This window comes from Proteus sp. ZN5 (assembly GCF_011046025.1).
Classification (GTDB): Bacteria; Pseudomonadota; Gammaproteobacteria; order Enterobacterales; family Enterobacteriaceae; genus Proteus.
This window is the reverse complement of the sequence record NZ_CP047639.1, coordinates 3,691,101-3,707,223: the sequence shown is the minus strand read 5'-3', so window position 1 is coordinate 3,707,223 and position 16,123 is coordinate 3,691,101. Positions and strand designations below refer to the sequence as shown.

Genomic DNA, 16,123 nt, shown 5'->3' with positions numbered 1-16,123 from the left:
TTGTTGCGTAAATCGAGTAAATAAAATGGATAAAATAAAAGCATCAGAAGTGTTTGTAACCATTGTGAAGCAGGGAAGCATGATAAAAGCTGCTGATTATCTAGGTATGTCTAGAGCTATGGTGACGCGCTATTTAAATGAGATGGAAGAGTGGGCTGGAGTGCGTTTATTGCATAGAACGACACGCAAACAAAGCCTAACATCAGTAGGTGAAATGGTATACGAACAGAGTTTACAGTTATTAGAAATGGCTGAACGTATACCCGCTAATATTCCGAAAGAACGTCATCAAATCAGTGGGCTTGTTCGTATTACCAGTTCACAATCATTAGCAAATAGTATTTTGTCAGTGGCAATATGTGAGTTTATGCAGCGTTATCCTTTAATTGCGGTTGATTTACAAATCACTAATCAAACTGTGAATTTGGTGGAAGAACGTATTGATATTGCACTGCGTATTACGAATCACCTAGAGCCTAATTTAATCGCACGCTCGCTTGCGACATGTCTTTCTGTGGTGTGTGCCCATAAAGATTACTTAGCAAAAAAAGGTATACCTCAAACGCCAGATGAACTCGCTCAGCATCAATGTTTAACTTACCGATTTTTTGGCCGTAGTTTGTGGGAATTTAATTTAGGTGATGAACGTTATTCAGTACCTGTTGGGGGGAATTTAAGCGCAAATGAATCAGTTGTTTTATTGCAAGCTACGTTAAAAGGGGCTGGTATATCGCTACAACCTTATTATTCAGCCAAACCCTATATTGAAAGTGGCGAGTTAGAACAAGTTTTGTCTGCCTATCACGCTCAGCCGATGGGAATTTATGCGGTTCTAGCGAGCCGGCAAAATATGCCTGCTGCCGTCAGAGTATTGCTGGATTTCTTAGTTGAGTGGTTTTCATCATCACCTTATTGGCTTGCTTTATCGGGTAAAAGCTTGGATTAACCGTTTAGGGTAATCTGATAAGTTCTCTTTCATCACATCAATAAAATAGGCAACAAGTTGTGATGAAGGGCGATGTGATGGAGTAATTAAGCTGATGGTAAAAGGGATAGTAAAGCTTAAAGGACGAAGGCAAATAGATTTATCTAAGTAATCAAGTGCGGTAATAGGGTTAACAATTGAAATACCAATATTCTCACTTACCATTGCACAAATAGAGGCGGCACTTTGCGTTTCCATCACTAACTGTCGTGCAATTCCATTTTTAATAAATACAGTATCAATTAATTGTCGGTAGCTATCATTGGCTGACAGGTTAATAAAACGTTCATTTTGAAAATCAGCAGGGTGTAATAATGTTTTTTTACCCAATGGATGTGACTTGGGTAAAACTGCGACTTCATTGAGTGTGAGTACGGTTTCTTGTTGCGTTCCAGCCGGTGTTTGTGTGTGTTCTACCAATCCCAAATCGTAATGTTGAGCGGATAACCACTCTTCTAATAAAGGGGATTCTTGAGGAACAATAGTTAAATTGACATCAGGATATTTATCTAGAAATTGTCGGCAGATTGAAGGTAATAATGATTGAGCAAATGCGGGCAAGCAGGTGATATTCAATTCTGCTTGGTTAAAATGGCGAATATTTTCAGCAGCGTTAATTATTCTATCTAAACCATAATAAGAACGCTGCACTTCCTCAAAAAAGCGTAATCCCTCTGTTGTGGGCTGTAAACGGCCCTTTATTCTATCAAATAATTTAAATGCCAATAGATGCTCAAGACGAGATAATTCTCTACTGACAGTCGGTTGTGACGTTTTCAGTAGTTCTGCGGCTTCAGTAAGGTTTTGTGTTGTCATCACCGCATGAAAAATTTCAATATGTCGCCAATTAAAAGGAGCTTTCATCTTATATTCCTATATCACAGGTGAATAGAGTCTAGCTTATTTGATATTTTTATTCCCTTGTAAGTTCATAAATAATGATTTTATTCACCTGTGACTTTTATGAGTAGATAACATGACAACATCAATAACTATGGCTCAATACCAATTAGCACAAACTTATGGAACGCCATTATGGATTTATCAAGGCGATACTATTTCTCGGCGTATTGCCCAGCTTAAATCTTTTGATGTAGTTCGATTTGCTCAAAAAGCATGCTCCAATATTCATATTTTACGTTTAATGAAAGCACAGGGTGTTAAAGTTGACTCTGTTTCGTTGGGGGAAATTGAGCGCGCTTTAGTTGCTGGCTATCAAGGTGGTAGAGAAAAAAGTGAGATTGTCTTTACGGCTGATTTACTTGATGAAAGAACTATTGAACGTGTTGTTGAGTTAGATATTCCTGTTAATGCAGGTTCTATTGATATGCTTCGTCAATTAGGTGAGCGCAATCAAGGTCATGCAGTTTGGATCAGAGTTAACCCCGGATTTGGTCATGGTCATAGTCAAAAAACCAATACAGGTGGTGAAAACAGTAAGCATGGTATTTGGTATGAAGATGTGCCAGAAGCGTTAGCTGTGATCCAGCAATACAATCTAACTCTAGTGGGTTTTCATATGCATATTGGCTCAGGTGTTGATTATCAACATCTTGCTAGTGTCTGCGATGCAATGGTAGATCAAGTGCTTATCTCTCAAGTCGATATTCAAGCTATTTCGGCAGGAGGCGGATTATCAACGCCTTATCAAGAAGGTGATGCAACGGTTGATTTGGATCACTATTTTTCTTTATGGGATAAAGCTCGTCAGCGCATTGCACAACACTTAGGGCATTCTGTTGAGTTAGAGATTGAGCCGGGACGTTTTTTAGTGGCTGAATCTGGTGTGTTAATTTCACAAGTGAGGGCCGTTAAATCAATGGGAAGCCGTCGCTATGTGCTGGTGGATGCTGGATTTAGTGATTTAATGCGTCCTGCAATGTATGGCAGTTATCATCAGATTTCAGTTTTAGATAATCATGGTCAAATAAAATCAAAGACAGAATTACAAGAGACGATCGTGGCAGGCCCACTATGTGAATCGGGTGATGTTTTTACTCAGCTAGAGGGAGGCACTGTTGTTCCTCGTTTATTGCCTCAAGCACAGGTAGGCGATTACTTAGTGATTCATGATACAGGGGCGTATGGTGCGTCAATGTCATCGAATTATAATAGTCGACCACTTATTCCTGAAGTATTGGTAACAGAGGGTGTTCCTCAATTAATTCGTCGTCGCCAAACAATTGAAGAGTTATTAGCATTGGAGTTAGATCTCTAATTAATTTTTGGGGGCTTAATAACTAGCTCTTAATAAAAAAAACACCTCATGACTAAAAGTGATGAGGTGTTTGTGTTCTATCAGGAAAAATATCTCCCTTTATCTCGATTGTTAGGCTGCTTTGTCTGTTTTGACTTTGTCAGCTTTCGGCTTTTTTGCTGGCACCGCCAATGCATCAAAGTCAAACTCATCAACATTGATACTCCGTAAGCGACTCTGTTCTGCTTTACGTAAGATATCGGCTTCTTCTTGAGTTACTCGTTTATCAGCCAGTGCTTTGTCCGCTAATTTATCTAATTGAGTAAAGTTAAATTTCTTCTCATAGAGGCGACAAATACGGTCGAAAATAGGTTCAGCCGCTAAAATATCCAGTAGTGCTTCTTCCATTAAACCATGTGGATTATGTTCGCTTGGTGTTAAGTATTGACCTCTACCAATGCGATCACGGGTTTCAGACGGTTGTTGGATAAGTTGTGCTACTTTGCTATCTAATTTATCTGAAGGTAATTTTTGAGCTTTACCCAGTGGGAAAATAATTGCTCGTATAGTGCCTGCAACAACACGGCTTGGGAAATTGCGTAGCAGTTCATCAATTGCATTTTCAGCTTGGTATAAACACTCTTTCACACTCCAATGTACGAGAGGTAAATCTGCAGTATGACGGCCTTCATCTTCATAACGCTTAAGCGCAGCAGAAGCGAGGAAGATGTGACTTAATATGTCACCTAAACGCGCTGAAATACGCTCACGACGTTTTAAGCTTCCGCCTAAAACTCCCATTGAAACATCAGACAACAGCGCCATATTGGCACTCAAGCGGTTAATTTGTTGATAATAACGACGAGTTTCATCATTAGTTGGCGAATTACTTAAGCGACCATTGGTGATACCTAACCACAGACTGCGTAAGGTATTACTTGCTACGTGACCGATATGACCAAATAAAGCACGGTCAAAATCGTGTAGGTTGTTATCTCGTGCTGCTGCAATTTCATCTAATACATAAGGATGGCAACGGATAGCACCTTGACCATAAATGATCATGCTACGAGTTAAAATATTGGCACCTTCAACCGTGATGGCAATTGGAGAACCTTGGTAAGAACGTGCGACAAAGTTTGATGGGCCAAGACTGATCCCTTTACCACCAACGATATCCATTGCATCAATAACGCCACGCTGTGCTCGGTGAGTACAATGATATTTTACGATAGCGGATAATACGGCAGGTTTTTCACCTAGCATAATACCCGTAGTAATTAAGGTTGCCGCAGAATCTAAAAGATAGGCGTTACCAGCCAGACGAGCTAATGGCTCTTCAATACCTTCCATTTTACCAATTGGAATTTTGAACTGACGACGGACACGAGAATAAGCACCAGTCGCCATTGCCACACTTTTTAATCCACCAGTAGAGTTTGATGGTAGAGTAATGCCTCGACCAACAGAGAGACATTCCACCAGCATTCTCCAACCCTGACCTGCCATTTTTGGTCCGCCAATGATGTAATCGATAGGAACAAAAACATCTTTACCACGAGTTGGTCCATTCATAAATGGCACGTTCAGAGGGAAATGACGATGACCGATTTCAACACCTTTGACATCAGTTGGAATTAACGCACAGGTAATACCCGGGTTTTCGTCATCGCTTAATAGATGGTCAGGATCGCGTAATTTAAATGCTAATCCTAATACGGTTGCGATAGGGGCAAGAGTGATATAGCGTTTATTCCATGTTAAACGAAGACCAAGAACTTGCTCTCCTTGCCATTCACCCATACAGACTACGCCACTGTCAGGAATAGCACCTGCATCGGAGCCCGCTTCAGGGCTTGTTAATGCGAAGCAAGGAATTTCATCTCCTTTGGCTAAACCGGGTAAATAGCGTTTTTTCTGTTCATCAGTACCATAGTGTTGCAGTAGTTCGCCGGGGCCTAAAGAATTAGGTACACCTACGGTGATGGCTAAAATACCAGATACTCCGGACAGTTTTTGCAATACACGTGATTGAGCGTAGGCTGAAAACTCTAATCCGCCATACTCTTTTTTAATGATCATCGCAAAGAAGCGATTGTCTTTAAGGTATTGCCAGATTTCAGGAGGTAGATCAGCTAATTCATGAGTGATCTCAAAGTCGTTTGTCATACGGCAAACTTCTTCGACAGGCCCATCAAGGAAAGCTTGCTCTTCAGCTGTTAACTGTGGTTTAGGGTAATTATGAAGTTGTTTCCAATCGGGAGCACCACGGAAAAGCTCGCCTTCCCACCATGTTGTACCTGCATCAATGGCTTCTTGTTCTGTTTTAGACATAGAGGGCATGACTTTTTGAAATGCTTTAAGTGCAGGTACTGAGATATAGGCTCTACGAATAGAAGGAATAGTAAAGGGTAATAAAACCAATGCAACGGGGAGAAGTAACCAGTAACTCCAAATATTGGCGATACCCATTACTAATGTATAAGCAATAAGTGCAAGGCTACTTACCGCAATACCGAATTTGCGATAGCTAAGCACGCCAATAAGAATAATAAAAAGTACGATACTGAGTAGTGTCATAATAAACTCCTGTATTTAGCAAGAGATCAGAGGTCAGACCTGTTGTTTGTTATTTAGATCTAATCCAGTCACTAACTTTTATCAATATATTTACATTCTAATTACAATATAGCTCACAAATTATTCGTAAATGAGAGAAGTTAGCATTTGTCGATAATAGGTATCTTCTTTCATGACATTTAATCCGTTACACTGAGAAACAGAAAATTTCGATTACCCTTTCTGGAGTAAAAATCCTATGTACCAAGATCTTATCCGTGGTGAATTAACAGAAGCAGCAGATACACTCTCTCGCTTTCTTCAAGATGATGCAAATATTGAAGCTATCCAAAAAGCTGCCGTGTTATTAGCTGATTCTTTTAAAGCAGGTGGTAAAGTATTATCTTGCGGTAATGGTGGCTCTCATTGTGATGCAATGCATTTTGCAGAAGAGTTAACCGGACGCTATCGTGAAAATCGCCCAGGTTATCCTGCCATTGCTATTTCAGATGTAAGTCATATCTCATGCGTGAGTAATGATTTTGGCTATGAATACATCTTCTCTCGTTATGTCGAAGCTGTAGGTAAAGAAGGTGATGTTCTGCTGGGTATTTCAACCTCAGGCAATTCAGGCAATATCATCAAAGCAATTAGTGCTGCGCGTGAGAAAGGCATGAAAGTCATTACGCTAACGGGTAAAGATGGCGGAAAAATGGATGGTACAGCAGATATTGAAATTCGTGTACCTCATTTCGGTTACGCTGATCGTATTCAAGAAATCCATATCAAAGTTATCCATATTCTGATCCAATTAATTGAAAAAGAAATGGAAAAATAATTGGTTGATATTGCTATAAGTTAGCGATAAACATCGGCAAGAAGGAGTGAGCGATGTGTGAGTTGTTAGGCATGAGTGCAAATGTACCGACAGATATTAATTTCAGTCTAAGTGGGCTAATTCCAAGAGGTGGTAAGACAGGGCCTCATAAAGATGGTTGGGGAATTACTTTCTACGAAGGATTGGGATGTCGTACATTTAAAGATCCTCAAGCCAGCGCAATATCGCCAGTCGCTCGCTTTGTTCAAGAGTACCCAATTAAATCAGAGGCTGTAATTGCTCATATTCGTCAAGCGAATAGAGGTAATGTCTCTTTAGAAAACACCCATCCTTTTACCCGTGAGTTATGGGGAAAAAACTGGACTTATGCGCATAATGGTCAACTAAAAGGCTATCAATCTCTTGAAACAGGGCGTTTTCGGGCGATAGGGCAGACGGATAGTGAGAAAGCGTTTTGCTGGATCTTAAATCAACTTGAAAATCGTTATAAACGAACCCCTGTGAATTGGCCTGCTGTATTTCGTTTTATCGCTATTTTAGCCTCTCAATTAAAGCAAAAAGGGGTATTTAATATGCTGTTGTCAGATGGTCGATTTGTCATGGCATATTGCTCAACAAACTTACACTGGATCACGCGTAAGGCGCCTTTCGGCAAAGCCAAATTGCTAGATCAAGATGTAGAAATTGATTTCCAGCAACACACACAATCAGATGATGTGGTTTCTGTTATTTCAACATTACCACTGACTGGTAATGAATCTTGGCAGCGTATTCCTGCTGGTGAGTTTGTCTTATTTGATCGTGGTGTGCGTATTCTGTAACCATTTGTTTTCACTGTTTTGTGATAAGTTAAGGGCTGGTTTTACACCATTAGATGGTGTTGAAGTGTGATTAACCAAATATCGTCCATCTTGAACAATAACTGTTGGGATCTGTTTGTGCTCTTCAACATATTGGTACGCAGGCATCAGCTGTTGCCAGAAATCCAAATCTTTTGAATACTGGTGTTTTTCCATATTTTCAGCGGTCATTTTAAACGGAAAAATATGAATATTAATCGTAGATTGACCACCTTGTAGCGCCAATTCAGCATACTGATAAATTTCATCCATCACCAAATCTGTCATTGCATAGCAACCAACCGATTTACATGCTCCATGGATCATTAGAAAATCACCAGTGTATCCTTTTGATTTATCATATTGATTAGGAAATCCTAGGTTAATAGCTCGGTAAAATCGACTGTTCGGATTTAATTGCGAGAAATTGACCTGATAAAAACCTTCTGGGCTTTTTAAATCACCTTGAAACTTTTTAGGTCCAAGACCTCCAGAATAGCTACAAATAGGATAAGTACGTACTTTTTCTAATTGCCCATCTAATTTTTCCGTATAAAGTTCAAGTAAGCTTTCTTCTTTGAAAATTTGAATATAGATAGGCTGGCCTGTACTTTTTTTAATAGGTTTCATTAGAAAACTTGAATTATTTTCAGCGTTAACTAATAGGGGAATTAACATTAATGTTAAAAAACTGATTAGTTGTTTTGCGTGAGTGGTCATGGTTTTATCTGAAAATTAGCTTAAAATTTGTTGATAAAGTAGATCGTAGATTGCTATTAAGCAATAAATTTGTAAATTAAAATCTGATATGGTTTCTTTTCTTTTACAAAATATTCTGTATGAAATTTAATCGCCCGTCGAAAAAGATGATATTTTAATTCGGTTTATACGAGTTGTTAACGTTTCAGTCAAAATAATATTCCCATTTGCTTGAGCTAAATCACTCGAATAGTCAGACAGGTTTAGGCTGAGATGATAAAATTCAGTTCGGCAGAATAAGAGAAAATAGTAACAATTATCGGAGATAAATAACTTAGGGTTCAAAAACACCTTAAGATGTTTTTATTACAGAGTCGCTACATTTTCGGGGTGAATTTGTAGCTTAGGGTTTAACTGATAAACTTGTGCAAATCTTATGATTAAAATTAAAAAAGGACTCGACCTCCCAATTGCAGGAGCGCCTGCCCAAGTGATAGAAGACGGACCCGCGATTCGACGCGTAGCATTGCTAGGTGAAGAATATGTCGGTATGCGTCCTTCTATGATGGTTTCGGAAGGTGAGCATGTAAAGAAAGGGCAAATTCTTTTTGAAGATAAAAAGAATGCCGGTGTTGTTTTCACCAGCCCAGCTTGTGGTAAAGTCGTTGCAATTAACCGCGGCGAACGTCGTGTGTTCCAATCTATCGTTATCGAAATTGATGGCGACGAAGAAATTACCTTTAACCGTTATGATAGCTCAACGCTCTCAGAACTGACCCGCGAACAAGTTGAAACTAACCTTGTTAATTCGGGAATGTGGACTGCGTTAAGGACTCGTCCTTATAGCCGTACTCCACATTTAGGCACAACACCTGTTGCCATTTTTGTTTCTGCAATGGATACAAATCCACTCGCAGCAGATCCTATGGTTATTATTGAGCAAAATGAGAAGGCATTTAATGATGGTCTTGTTGTTTTAACTCGTTTAACCGAAGGTAAAATCTATGTTTGTCATGGTGAAAAATCACCGACAAAATTAAATGACGGACAGATTAGCTATAACCAATTTGCAGGCCCACATCCAGCAGGATTAGTTGGTACGCATATCCATTTCTTAGAACCTGTTAGTGCTAAGAAAATGGTTTGGCATTTAAATTATCAAGATGTCATTGCTATTGGTTATTTGTTTACAACAGGTTCTTTATATACAGAACGTGTTGTTGCATTAGCAGGCCCTCAAGTAAAAGCACCTCGTTTAGTGCGTACTCGTTTAGGGGCTGATCTCTATGAGTTAACAAAAGAACAATTAGTTGATGGTGAAAACCGCATTATTTCTGGCTCTGTATTATGGGGCTGGAAATCTGATGAGGCTCATCACTATTTAGGTCGTTTCCATAACCAAGTTTCTGTATTACGTGAAGGCCGTGATAAAGAGTTATTTGGTTGGGGTATGCCGGGTAGCGATAAATTTTCTATCACTCGTACTACTATCGGTCACTTCTTAAAAAATAAACGCTTTGCATTTACAACCACAATGAATGGTGGCGAACGTTCAATGGTACCAATTGGTAACTATGAGCGTGTGATGCCGTTAGACATTATGGCAACGCATTTATTACGTGATTTAGTTGTAGGTGATACTGACAGTTCTCAAGCATTAGGTTGTTTGGAATTGGATGAAGAAGATTTGGGATTATGTACTTATGTTTGCCCAAGCAAATATGAGTATGGCCCAGCACTGCGCCAAGTATTGACCAAAATTGAGCAGGAAGGGTAACTCATGGGTTTGAAAAATTTATTTGAAAAAGTAGAGCACCATTTTGAGCCCGGTGGCAAATTAGCAAAATGGTACGTACTTTATGAGGCAGTGACCACGGTATTTTATACGCCAGGTACTGTCACACGTAATGGTGGTCATGTTCGTGACACCATTGACCTGAAACGCATGATGATTTTAGTTTGGTTATCCGTTTTCCCAGCAATGTTTTGGGGAATGTATAACGTTGGTCATCAAGCGATCCCTGCACTTAATCAGTTATATAGTGGTGCTGAATTACAGCAAATCATTGCTTCAGATTGGCACTATCGCCTTGCTGAATACCTCGGTGCATCATTAACAACAGATGCGGGTTGGGCAAGTAAGATGCTACTTGGTGCAACTTACTTCCTACCTATTTATCTAGTTGTTTTTGCGGTTGGCGGATTTTGGGAAGTTCTTTTTGCCTTTATTCGTGGTCATGAAATTAACGAAGGCTTCTTTGTTACATCAATCTTATTTGCCTTAATAGTACCGCCAACATTACCACTTTGGCAGGCTGCATTAGGTATTACGTTTGGTGTTGTTATCGCGAAAGAAATCTTTGGTGGGACAGGGCGTAACTTCTTAAACCCAGCATTGGCTGGTCGTGCATTTCTGTTCTTTGCTTATCCAGCTCAAATTTCAGGTGATTTGGTTTGGACTGCTGCTGATGGTTTCTCTGGTGCAACACCATTATCACAATGGTCTGTATCGGGTGAAAGTGCATTAGTAAATACCGTCACTCAACAACCTATCTCTTGGATGGATGCTTTCCTTGGATATATTCCTGGGTCGATCGGTGAAGTTTCAACACTGATGATTTTAATCGGTGGTGCTGTCATTCTTTTTGCTCGCATTGCTTCATGGCGTATTGTCGCTGGGGTAATGGTGGGCATGATTGCAATGTCATACCTGTTTAATCTCATTGGTTCAGATACCAATCCTCTCTTCTCAATGCCTTGGCACTGGCACTTAGTATTAGGTGGCTTTGCTTTCGGTATGATGTTTATGGCAACAGATCCAGTATCCGCATCGTTTACTGATAAAGGTAAATGGGCTTACGGTATTTTGATTGGCGTAATGGCTGTGCTTATTCGTGTCGTCAATCCGGCTTACCCAGAAGGTATGATGCTGGCAATCTTATTCGCAAACTTATTTGCACCACTGTTCGATTACGTGGTTGTTCAGGCGAATATTAAGCGGAGAAAAGCTCGTGGCTAAAGAGAAAAACAAAGATAGCGTCGCAAGAACGTTCCTCGTTGTATTTATTCTATGTCTAGTGTGTTCCGTGGTAGTGGCAGGAGCTGCTGTTGGACTGAAGTCTAAACAAGAAGAACAAAAACTTCTTGATAAACAACGTAATATTCTTGATGTTGCGGGTCTGCTCGTACCTAAAATGAGTGCGGCAGATGTACTGAAAGTGTATGACACTCGTATTAAAGCAAAAATTGTTAATTTCCAGACCGGTGAGCTGACTGATAGCAAAGGCAATTTTGATTTAAACGCGGCATTACGTAGTGATGATACTTCCATTGCATTATCTCCAGCAGACGATGCAGCTAAAATTCGCCGACGAGCAAATACCGCAGAAGTGTATTTTGTTCTTGATGAACAAGGCAAAACTACAGAAGTCGTTCTACCAGTTTATGGTTCTGGCTTATGGTCTGTGATGTATGCGTTTATTGCGGTTGATATTGATGGTGTGACTTCTAAAGGTATTACCTATTATGCTCATGGCGAAACGCCGGGCTTAGGTGGTGAAGTTGATAACCCTCAGTGGAAAGCACAGTGGAAAGGTAAGCGCTTAATTAATGAAGAAGGCGTACCTGCAATTAAGATTGTGCGTAGTGGCGCAGCGGCTGGCAATCCTTATGGTATTGATGGACTTTCTGGTGCAACACTGACCTCAAATGGTATCCAGCATATGTTCGATTTCTGGTTAGGTGAAAAAGGTTTCGGCCCATTCCTGAAAAAAGTTCGTGAAGGAGAGATCAATGGCTGATACAAAAGAAATTAAACGAGTTTTACTTGGACCATTGTTAGATAACAACCCGATTGCCTTACAGGTATTAGGTGTGTGCTCTGCATTGGCGGTAACAACAAAACTTGAAACCGCATTAGTGATGACAATAGCGGTAACTTTGGTTACTGCATTCTCAAGCTTCTTTATTTCACTAATTCGTAATTACATACCAAGTAGTGTTCGTATTATTGTTCAAATGGCGATTATTGCTTCATTAGTTATCGTTGTTGACCAAATACTACAAGCTTATGCGTATGAAATCTCTAAGCAACTTTCTGTTTTCGTAGGCCTTATCATTACTAACTGTATTGTAATGGGTCGTGCTGAAGCTTATGCGATGAAAGCACCTCCTGTTGAAAGTTTTATGGATGGTATTGGTAACGGCTTAGGATACGGCGTTATCTTGATCCTTGTTGGTTTTTTACGTGAGCTTTTTGGTTCTGGTAAATTATTCGGCATTACAGTAATGGAATCTGTCCAAAATGGTGGCTGGTATCAGCCAAACGGTTTATTCCTGTTAGCACCAAGTGCGTTCTTTATTATTGGCTTGCTAATTTGGGGATTACGTACATTAAAACCTGCACAGGTTGAAGAGGACTAATCGCCATGGAACATTATATAAGCCTGTTTGTTCGTGCTGTTTTTATTGAAAATATGGCGCTCGCATTCTTCTTGGGGATGTGTACATTCCTCGCCGTTTCTAAAAACGTAAAAACAGCTTTTGGATTAGGTATCGCTGTTACCGTTGTTCTGGGTCTTTCTGTACCGTTGAATAACTTAGTTTATAACTATGTGTTACGTGATAATGCATTGATGGAAGGTGTCGATTTAAGTTTCTTAAACTTTATCACTTTCATCGGTGTGATTGCGGCACTGGTACAAATCCTAGAGATGATTTTAGACCGTTATTTCCCTGCGCTGTATAACGCACTAGGGATCTTCTTGCCACTTATTACCGTTAACTGCGCCATTTTCGGTGGTGTGTCATTTATGGCACAACGTGACTATAACTTTAGTGAATCTATTGTTTATGGTTTCGGCTCTGGGATTGGTTGGATGTTAGCCATCGTATTACTGGCTTCTATCCGTGAGAAAATGAAGTACGCGGATGTACCGGCAGGTATGAAAGGGTTAGGCGTTACTTTTGTCACCACAGGGTTGATGGCATTAGGTTTCATGTCCTTCTCTGGTGTTCAGCTATAAAGGGTGAGAAGAACTCATGGATATAATTATTCTAGGTGTCGTGATGTTTACCCTGATTGTATTGGTATTAACAGCGTTGATTTTGTTCGCAAAATCAAAACTGGTCAATACAGGGGATATTTCAGTTGAGGTCAATGGAGACCCAGAAAAAAGTTTTGATGCACCAGCAGGTGATAAATTACTTAATGTATTATCAAATGAAGGTATTTTTATTTCATCAGCTTGCGGTGGCGGTGGCTCTTGTGGTCAGTGTCGCGTTAAAGTGCTGGAAGGTGGCGGTGATATTTTACCGACAGAACTTTCACATATTAACAAACGTGAAGCTAAAGAAGGTTGTCGTTTAGCCTGTCAGGTAAACGTAAAAAATAACCTGAAATTAGAATTACCAGAAGAAATCTTTGGTGTTAAAAAGTGGGAATGTGAGGTTATCTCAAATGATAATAAAGCCACTTTCATTAAAGAATTAGTATTAAAAATCCCTGAAGGTGAGGTTGTACCTTTCCGTGCTGGTGGATTTATTCAAATCGAATGCCCTCCTCATACGGTTCGTTACGAAGATTTTGATGTACCTGAAGAGTATCGCGAAGATTGGGATAAGTTTAATTTGTTCCGTTATGTTTCTGATGTTAAAGAAACTACGGTGCGTGCTTATTCAATGGCGAACTATCCTGAAGAGCATGGCATCATCATGTTAAACGTGCGTATTGCGACACCTCCGCCACGTAATCCTGATGTGCCACCAGGAATTATGTCATCGTATATTTGGTCATTAAAACCGGGCGATAAAGTGACAATTTCAGGGCCATTTGGTGAGTTCTTTGCGAAAGAAACAGATGCTGAGATGATCTTTATTGGTGGTGGTGCGGGTATGGCGCCAATGCGTTCACATATCTTTGACCAATTAAAACGCTTACATTCTAAACGTAAAATCAGCTTTTGGTATGGTGCACGTTCTGTTCGTGAAATGTTCTACACTGAAGATTTCGATATGCTTGCAAAAGAAAACGAAAACTTCACATGGAATGTCGCACTTTCAGATGCATTGCCTGAAGATAATTGGACTGGCTATACTGGATTTATTCACAACGTGTTGTTTGAGAATTACCTCAAAAATCATCCTGCACCAGAAGATTGTGAATTCTATATGTGTGGACCGCCAGTGATGAATGCTGCAGTTATTAAAATGCTCAAAGATTTAGGCGTTGAAGATGAAAACATTATGCTGGATGACTTTGGAGGTTGATCCTAACTTCCGATAAAGCATAAATGAATGAAATGACAAGCGCCCACTTATGTGGGCGCTCATGATCAGAAGAGAGAGTTATGTTAAAAAGAAAGATGATAAATTGGATAGTGATGCTGTCTGCATTAGTCCTATTATCTGCATGCGGTGAAAAACAGCAGGTATTAGAAGGCGAAACCATGGGAACTTATTACTCGATTAAATATGTTCCTGATAGTAATTCACCTCCACAAAACGTCTTACAAACAGAGATTGATCGTATTCTTGAAGAAGTTAACGATCAAATGTCAACATATCGTCCCCAGTCTGAACTCAGTCGTTTCAATCAAAGCCGTGAAATTAATACCCCATTTCCTGTTTCACCTGCGACAGCTAAAGTAGTTAATGAAGCTATTCGCATTAATAAAATGACTGATGGTGCTTTAGATGTGACTGTGGGGCCGTTAGTTAATTTATGGGGATTTGGCCCAGAAGGCCGATTTACGCATCAACCTTCTGAAGATGAATTAGAAAAACGTAAACAGTGGATTGGTATTGATTACCTTGCTGTTGAAGGTAATACATTAATTAAGAAGATCCCTGAACTTTATGTCGATCTTTCTTCAATTGCCAAAGGCTATGGTGTTGATGCTGTAGCTGAATATTTAATTTCACAGAATATCACTAACTATATGGTTGATATTGGTGGTGAAGTAAGAACCCAAGGCGTGAATGGGAATGATAAGCTTTGGCGTATAGCGATTGAAAAACCGGCAAATGATGGCACAAAACAGAGTGTTCAGTTAATTATTGAACCGGGTGATAATTCAATTGCCACGTCAGGTGATTATCGTAACTATTTTGAAGAAAATGGCGTCCGTTTTTCACATACTATTGACCCAACCACTGGTCACCCTATTAAACATAACCTTGTTTCTATCACTGTGATTGTGCCAACTTGCATGAGTGCTGATGGTCTTTCAACAGGATTGAATGTTTTAGGGCCTGAAAAAGGGTTAGCAGTAGCAAACGAGCTAAATATTCCTGTCTTTATGATAGTGAAAACTGAAAATGGGTTTGAAGAGCGTTATAGTAAAGCGTTCGCCCCATTCTTGAAAAAATAGAATTTAAGGAGAGAAGGTTATGTTAAAAATATTTCTTTTTGCCTTCATCTTATTCTTAATTGCCTTCTTTGGAATGGCGTTAGGATATATTGTAAAGCGTAAGAGCCTTCAAGGTAGTTGTGGTGGTTTAGGGGCTATGGGGATAGAAAAAGAGTGCGATTGCCCTGAGCCATGTGATGCACGTAAAAAACGTATGGCAAAAGAGTCCGCACGAGAAGAGCTACTAAAAAAGAATCGAATTCTTTAACAATAAGAAATATTCTTCGATAAAAAAAGAGTGATGGATTTTAGTTGCCATCACTCTTTTTTATTTCATTCTAAAAAATTTTTAATAGAACTAAAGTAAGATCATAAAAAATAAAACTTTTTGTCAAAGGATCACTTCCATGGATAAGGGTTTTGTCCCTCCCACTCTAAAACTTCTTTTTTGGCTTCTTCGTAGGAATAGTCATAATGCTCTTGAAGTTTACCAATCAATTGCTCTCGAGTGCCTTCGATAACATCAAGTTCATCATGGGTGATTTTTCCCCATTTTTCTTTTACTTTTCCTTTGAATAAATTCCAATCACCCGAAATTTTATTGTTTAACATTTTATTCCTCCTTACTTATTTCCATCAGATAACATGATTAAGTGT

General features: G+C 39.5%; 16 protein-coding genes. 12 read left to right on the top strand and 4 right to left on the bottom strand.

The window, feature by feature from the left end; all coding sequences use genetic code 11:
• Positions 1-25: 25 nt before the first annotated feature.
• The gene (locus tag GTK47_RS17115; protein WP_165125417.1) at positions 26-946 is read left to right on the top strand and encodes a LysR family transcriptional regulator; all 921 of its coding nucleotides are present in this window, start codon (positions 26-28) and stop codon (positions 944-946) included.
• Here the strand turns inward: GTK47_RS17115 and GTK47_RS17110 are convergent.
• On the bottom strand, positions 923-1,849 hold the full coding sequence (locus tag GTK47_RS17110) for a LysR family transcriptional regulator (RefSeq protein ID WP_165125414.1): 927 nt from the start codon (positions 1,847-1,849) through the stop codon (positions 923-925). The two genes, GTK47_RS17115 and GTK47_RS17110, sit on opposite strands and share 24 nt — an antisense overlap.
• Positions 1,850-1,961: 112 nt before the next feature.
• On the opposite strand from GTK47_RS17110, the gene lysA reads away from it, so the two are divergent.
• Positions 1,962-3,203 carry a diaminopimelate decarboxylase gene (lysA, locus tag GTK47_RS17105; RefSeq protein ID WP_165125411.1) on the top strand — a complete coding sequence of 414 codons (1,242 nt, stop codon included), beginning with the start codon at positions 1,962-1,964 and terminating at the stop codon, positions 3,201-3,203.
• Between the two features lie 111 nt (positions 3,204-3,314).
• Here the strand turns inward: lysA and fadE are convergent, their stop codons facing one another.
• Positions 3,315-5,762 (bottom strand): acyl-CoA dehydrogenase FadE, encoded by a 2,448-nt coding sequence (gene fadE / locus GTK47_RS17100; RefSeq protein WP_165125408.1) that lies wholly within the window; start codon positions 5,760-5,762, stop codon positions 3,315-3,317.
• 238 nt (positions 5,763-6,000) lie between these two features.
• Between fadE and lpcA the strand changes: the two genes are divergently transcribed.
• Positions 6,001-6,579, top strand: a complete 579-nt coding sequence (gene lpcA, locus GTK47_RS17095; protein ID WP_006534804.1) for a D-sedoheptulose 7-phosphate isomerase — start codon at positions 6,001-6,003, stop codon at positions 6,577-6,579.
• Positions 6,580-6,632: 53 nt separating this feature from the next.
• Entirely contained in the window at positions 6,633-7,400 is a 768-nt protein-coding gene (locus GTK47_RS17090; protein ID WP_075672373.1) for a class II glutamine amidotransferase, read from the top strand.
• On the opposite strand, the gene GTK47_RS17085 is transcribed toward GTK47_RS17090, so the two are convergent.
• Complete coding sequence (locus tag GTK47_RS17085; RefSeq protein WP_165125405.1) at positions 7,371-8,138, bottom strand: murein L,D-transpeptidase family protein; 768 nt, start codon at positions 8,136-8,138, stop codon at positions 7,371-7,373. The two genes, GTK47_RS17090 and GTK47_RS17085, sit on opposite strands and share 30 nt — an antisense overlap.
• A gap of 415 nt (positions 8,139-8,553) precedes the next feature.
• Between GTK47_RS17085 and GTK47_RS17080 the strand changes: the two genes are divergently transcribed.
• The 8 genes from GTK47_RS17080 (at position 8,554) to nqrM (ending at position 15,734) form a co-directional block, all read left to right on the top strand.
• Positions 8,554-9,894 (top strand): Na(+)-translocating NADH-quinone reductase subunit A, encoded by a 1,341-nt coding sequence (locus GTK47_RS17080; protein ID WP_165125402.1) that lies wholly within the window; start codon positions 8,554-8,556, stop codon positions 9,892-9,894.
• Positions 9,895-9,897: 3 nt separating this feature from the next.
• Positions 9,898-11,136 carry an NADH:ubiquinone reductase (Na(+)-transporting) subunit B gene (locus tag GTK47_RS17075; RefSeq protein ID WP_165125399.1) on the top strand — a complete coding sequence of 413 codons (1,239 nt, stop codon included), beginning with the start codon at positions 9,898-9,900 and terminating at the stop codon, positions 11,134-11,136.
• Positions 11,129-11,917 (top strand): Na(+)-translocating NADH-quinone reductase subunit C, encoded by a 789-nt coding sequence (locus GTK47_RS17070; protein WP_099075143.1) that lies wholly within the window; start codon positions 11,129-11,131, stop codon positions 11,915-11,917. Before GTK47_RS17075 ends, GTK47_RS17070 begins: the two co-directional genes overlap by 8 nt.
• Entirely contained in the window at positions 11,910-12,539 is a 630-nt protein-coding gene (locus GTK47_RS17065) for an NADH:ubiquinone reductase (Na(+)-transporting) subunit D (RefSeq protein ID WP_088493503.1), read from the top strand. The genes GTK47_RS17070 and GTK47_RS17065 overlap by 8 nt, the downstream gene beginning before the upstream one ends.
• A 5-nt stretch (positions 12,540-12,544) precedes the next feature.
• Complete coding sequence (nqrE, locus tag GTK47_RS17060; protein ID WP_006534792.1) at positions 12,545-13,141, top strand: NADH:ubiquinone reductase (Na(+)-transporting) subunit E; 597 nt, start codon at positions 12,545-12,547, stop codon at positions 13,139-13,141.
• A 16-nt stretch (positions 13,142-13,157) separates the two neighbouring features.
• Positions 13,158-14,384: an NADH:ubiquinone reductase (Na(+)-transporting) subunit F gene (gene nqrF, locus GTK47_RS17055; protein ID WP_023581000.1), complete on the top strand. Its 1,227-nt coding sequence runs from the start codon at positions 13,158-13,160 to the stop codon at positions 14,382-14,384.
• Positions 14,385-14,464: 80 nt separating this feature from the next.
• The gene (locus GTK47_RS17050; RefSeq protein ID WP_165125396.1) at positions 14,465-15,487 is read left to right on the top strand and encodes an FAD:protein FMN transferase; all 1,023 of its coding nucleotides are present in this window, start codon (positions 14,465-14,467) and stop codon (positions 15,485-15,487) included.
• Between the two features lie 19 nt (positions 15,488-15,506).
• Positions 15,507-15,734, top strand: coding sequence for a (Na+)-NQR maturation NqrM (gene nqrM / locus GTK47_RS17045; RefSeq protein WP_036932601.1), 228 nt, complete (start codon positions 15,507-15,509; stop codon positions 15,732-15,734).
• 131 nt (positions 15,735-15,865) lie between these two features.
• Here the strand turns inward: nqrM and GTK47_RS17040 are convergent, their stop codons facing one another.
• The gene (locus tag GTK47_RS17040; RefSeq protein ID WP_036932600.1) at positions 15,866-16,078 is read right to left on the bottom strand and encodes a CsbD family protein; all 213 of its coding nucleotides are present in this window, start codon (positions 16,076-16,078) and stop codon (positions 15,866-15,868) included.
• Positions 16,079-16,123 lie beyond the last annotated feature (45 nt).

What these genes read in the sequence shown, in the direction of transcription:
- GTK47_RS17115 (WP_165125417.1), top strand. Translation starts at nt 26, where the DNA reads ATGGATAAAATAAAAGCATCAGAAGTGTTTGTAACCATTGTGAAGCAG.
- GTK47_RS17110 (WP_165125414.1), bottom strand. Translation starts at nt 1,849, where the DNA reads ATGAAAGCTCCTTTTAATTGGCGACATATTGAAATTTTTCATGCGGTG.
- lysA (WP_165125411.1), top strand. Translation starts at nt 1,962, where the DNA reads ATGACAACATCAATAACTATGGCTCAATACCAATTAGCACAAACTTAT.
- fadE (WP_165125408.1), bottom strand. Translation starts at nt 5,762, where the DNA reads ATGACACTACTCAGTATCGTACTTTTTATTATTCTTATTGGCGTGCTT.
- lpcA (WP_006534804.1), top strand. Translation starts at nt 6,001, where the DNA reads ATGTACCAAGATCTTATCCGTGGTGAATTAACAGAAGCAGCAGATACA.
- GTK47_RS17090 (WP_075672373.1), top strand. Translation starts at nt 6,633, where the DNA reads ATGTGTGAGTTGTTAGGCATGAGTGCAAATGTACCGACAGATATTAAT.
- GTK47_RS17085 (WP_165125405.1), bottom strand. Translation starts at nt 8,138, where the DNA reads ATGACCACTCACGCAAAACAACTAATCAGTTTTTTAACATTAATGTTA.
- GTK47_RS17080 (WP_165125402.1), top strand. Translation starts at nt 8,554, where the DNA reads ATGATTAAAATTAAAAAAGGACTCGACCTCCCAATTGCAGGAGCGCCT.
- GTK47_RS17075 (WP_165125399.1), top strand. Translation starts at nt 9,898, where the DNA reads ATGGGTTTGAAAAATTTATTTGAAAAAGTAGAGCACCATTTTGAGCCC.
- GTK47_RS17065 (WP_088493503.1), top strand. Translation starts at nt 11,910, where the DNA reads ATGGCTGATACAAAAGAAATTAAACGAGTTTTACTTGGACCATTGTTA.
- nqrE (WP_006534792.1), top strand. Translation starts at nt 12,545, where the DNA reads ATGGAACATTATATAAGCCTGTTTGTTCGTGCTGTTTTTATTGAAAAT.
- nqrF (WP_023581000.1), top strand. Translation starts at nt 13,158, where the DNA reads ATGGATATAATTATTCTAGGTGTCGTGATGTTTACCCTGATTGTATTG.
- GTK47_RS17050 (WP_165125396.1), top strand. Translation starts at nt 14,465, where the DNA reads ATGTTAAAAAGAAAGATGATAAATTGGATAGTGATGCTGTCTGCATTA.
- nqrM (WP_036932601.1), top strand. Translation starts at nt 15,507, where the DNA reads ATGTTAAAAATATTTCTTTTTGCCTTCATCTTATTCTTAATTGCCTTC.
- GTK47_RS17040 (WP_036932600.1), bottom strand. Translation starts at nt 16,078, where the DNA reads ATGTTAAACAATAAAATTTCGGGTGATTGGAATTTATTCAAAGGAAAA.